4 protein-coding genes and 1 riboswitch are annotated in these 3,190 nt (G+C 47.5%); all 4 genes read right to left on the reverse strand.

What is annotated here, in order from left to right; translation table 11 throughout:
- Positions 1-104: 104 nt before the first annotated feature.
- Positions 105-358, reverse strand: a riboswitch (cobalamin riboswitch).
- Between the two features lie 62 nt (positions 359-420).
- Positions 421-1,071, reverse strand: coding sequence for a TIGR04282 family arsenosugar biosynthesis glycosyltransferase (locus JKY90_01475; protein ID MBL4850939.1), 651 nt, complete (start codon positions 1,069-1,071; stop codon positions 421-423).
- A gap of 23 nt (positions 1,072-1,094) precedes the next feature.
- Positions 1,095-1,772, reverse strand: a complete 678-nt coding sequence (locus JKY90_01480) for a TIGR04283 family arsenosugar biosynthesis glycosyltransferase (protein MBL4850940.1) — start codon at positions 1,770-1,772, stop codon at positions 1,095-1,097.
- Between the two features lie 27 nt (positions 1,773-1,799).
- Positions 1,800-2,867 (reverse strand): methyltransferase domain-containing protein, encoded by a 1,068-nt coding sequence (locus tag JKY90_01485; GenBank protein MBL4850941.1) that lies wholly within the window; start codon positions 2,865-2,867, stop codon positions 1,800-1,802.
- A 42-nt stretch (positions 2,868-2,909) separates the two neighbouring features.
- A partial coding sequence (locus JKY90_01490) for a DUF3641 domain-containing protein (GenBank protein ID MBL4850942.1) occupies positions 2,910-3,190 on the reverse strand: 281 nt, incomplete at its 5' end.

Below are 3,190 nucleotides of genomic sequence, written 5' to 3' on the forward strand. Positions count from 1 at the left end.
CATGTTTCTTGTTTCCTTATGCGCACACCCGTGCATGGTTTTGGCGCGAAGGAAACAAGTACGAAAGAGAGGCTCTATCGCTTGTTGTTGCCCTCCGCAACAGTCGCTGACGAATAACTTCGGGCCGGTCTCCGGACTTGCGAGTGTATAAACTTTAGGCGCCTTCCCATGCTAGTGTAGCGTCTCTCTGTATTCAGTATGAGATACTACACTGGTGCACAGTGACATATTGCCTAAGTAACTCGCTTACCGTTGCGGGGGCAGTGTCGGAATTACCTATTTTTAGTTAGGTTCACCGACTTCCCGTTTAACTTTGATCGTGATGAACGAGCAAAGCACCAGAAGTAAACTTGAGGCGGTTACTATAATTGATTGCAGCTAAAAATCAAGCTGCATGGCGCCTCACTTGAAGGGGTTGTGCTAGGGCAAGGCGGGGTCAGGCAAAGTAATGCCTGCTAGCAGAGCGAGATCGTGAGGGTGGTCGATATCATTGAGTGCGGATTTTTCTTGCCAGCGCCAGGAGAGTGATTTAAGTCGAACGACAGTTTCTTCATAAACCGATTCCTCACCCCATCGGATGTCTTCAAACAATAGCGCGTTGTTTTGTCCAAGACCGAGCATGACATAGCCGCCGTCTGTTGCCGGTGTAATGACGCAATCATGTCCAGCGCCTAATGAAGCAAAAGTATCAGCAAAGTGTTGATGATTCAGCTCAGGACAATCTGTGCCAATAATAAGGCAGCATTGACTTCGTGTTAGCACGTTTTCTACCGCATGATGCATGCGTTGCCCTAGGTTGTTACCAAGCTGTTGATGCAGTGATAGTGCATATGTTTCGCGGCAATGCTGAAAAAAAGCATGTGAACAGTCGGGAGCACACCATAATTCGACGTTAGCAATAGACTTCTCTGTTGCCATGTTTAGTGTGTGGAAGACAAGTTGTTGATGAAGTTGTGCCGCCTCGGTTGGGCTGAGCTGCGTAGTGAGACGTGTTTTGACTTTACCTGCTACGGGCGCTTTGGCAAAAATAATAATGGTGGCCTGGTTGGCTGTTGGTAAAGAGGTAGACATGGGCGGCAATAAAAAACAGTGCTTTAACTGTCGTATTGGCGTTTAAGGTCTTGCGGGTCAGCGCCAAAAAAATAAGCCAGCCGTAATCGCCACATGAGCAGTATCGTGCGCCAAATACCTTGTTCTTCCCAACGGCGACTTGATGTAATAACTTTGTCAGAGAGGCGTATGGGTTTTGAATAGTGTTTCAGTTGTTTGCTAAGGCCGATATCTTCCATCAATGCAATGTTTGGGAAGCCACCGACTTTTTCAAATAACGCACGTTGCACGAATATGGCCTGGTCGCCGGTAGCGATAGCACTAAGGCGTGAGCGTTGGTTCATCATAAATTCGACAAGACGTAGCCAGAATTGGTTGCCGCCAAGACGCACACCAAAGTAACCCCATTGTCGGCTTGATTGAGATAGCTGATCGACAATGAGTTTGTCAGCACCTTGTGGTAATTGGGTGTCGGCATGCAAAAAAAGCAATACATCAGCATCAGCCAGTTGCGCACCATAATTCATTTGTTGAGCTCTGCCATGCGGACAGCTTATTACCTGGTTAGCTAATGGCGCAGCCAATGCCGCTGTGTTGTCATCACTTTGGCCATCGACAACAATAATCTCGTGGTCGTTTTGACGCAGTGCTTGTAAGGGCGTAAGTGTTGCTGTGATATGAGCCGCTTCGTTCAGGCAAGGAATAATAACAGCGATACGCATAGTAATAGTGATGACTAAATGTTGTGCTTAGCAGCAACTGTTTTTTTCATTCGCCGCTGGCGCGCAACAATCAGCGTTTTGCGCGTTACAATCAGTAAACTGATTTTGGTAAGCGCCGCTCACTAATGCTGCATAACTTTGTGCATCAACCTTGGTTTTTTCGCCACGCATAAAGAGGTTGCCGTAGTCATCACAGGTTTCTGCAAACGGGCCTTGGTAGATTAACTCATGCGTTTTATCGCCATTGCTCGCCGCATCACTGGCCAGTGGCTTGCTAGCAGTCAGTGTTACCGAACGAAACTCGATGCCCTCAACAGTTTGCCAGGGTGTGGTATCCCATTTGTCATAGCAAGCACCGACAAAGCCAGCGTCGATAAAGACCTCGGCAAATTCTTGTTCCTGAAAGGCACCGGAGATGCAGCCGCTCCATAATTTTGCGTCGGCTTTGAGATGATCTGGTACGTATTCATCGCTGACAATATCAGACATGGCGATACGGCCACCTGGTTTCAGTACACGAAAAACCTCGTTAATGAGCTGTGTCTTTTCGGCGTCGCTAACCAGATTTAAAACACAGTTGGAAATCACCAGGTCAACGCTGTTATCGGCAATAAGCGGTGATTCATTGCGTTGCTTGGCTTGCCAAGCAAGCATGTCATGATAGGCATTGACACTGTTAGTTGGATTTTTGCTGAGGTACTGATCGAGCGCATCAAGATCTAACGCGAGATCTTGGATATGACCTTTAACAAAGCGAACACGGTCACCACCGATTTTTTCAGCCATTTCGCTTTGGTATTTTCTGGCCAGAGCAAGCATGTCATCGTTCATATCGACACCAATTACCTGGCCTTTTTCTCCGGCAAGGTGAGCAGCCATATAGCAGATTTTGCCGCCACCGCTACCGAGGTCAAGTACGGTATCGCCTTCGAGCACATAACGTGACGGGTCGCCGCAGCCGTAGTCTTTTTCAACGATTTCTTGTGGTAGCATTTTTAACAGGCTGGTGTCGTAATCGACGGGGCAGCAGAGTTCAGCCTGGACTTCTTTGGCGCCCTCAGAATAGGTGGTGAGAACGGCAGACTGCATATTCATGATTAAAACTCCAGATTATCTATAAAACTGTCAGGGCAAATATTAAGCAGCGTCGAGTGCGCCACCACAACTGCTACCTTGTCCGGCAGTACAACCATAGCAGTGATTTTTTACAATGATATTTCGACCTTTAATATCGACATTCATCAGGTCGGTAATATGCGTGTGCTGTTGCTCATTAGTCAGCGGCAGATCAAGCATCTGGTTAAAGTCACAGTCATAGACATAACCTTGCCAGTCGATGCTGATCAACGATTTACACATGACGGATGAGAGGTTGCCTACATTGTGTGCGCTGCGCAGAAGGTCCATATAGCCGTCAA

It is taken from the genome of Gammaproteobacteria bacterium, assembly GCA_016765075.1.
Taxonomy (GTDB): Bacteria; Pseudomonadota; Gammaproteobacteria.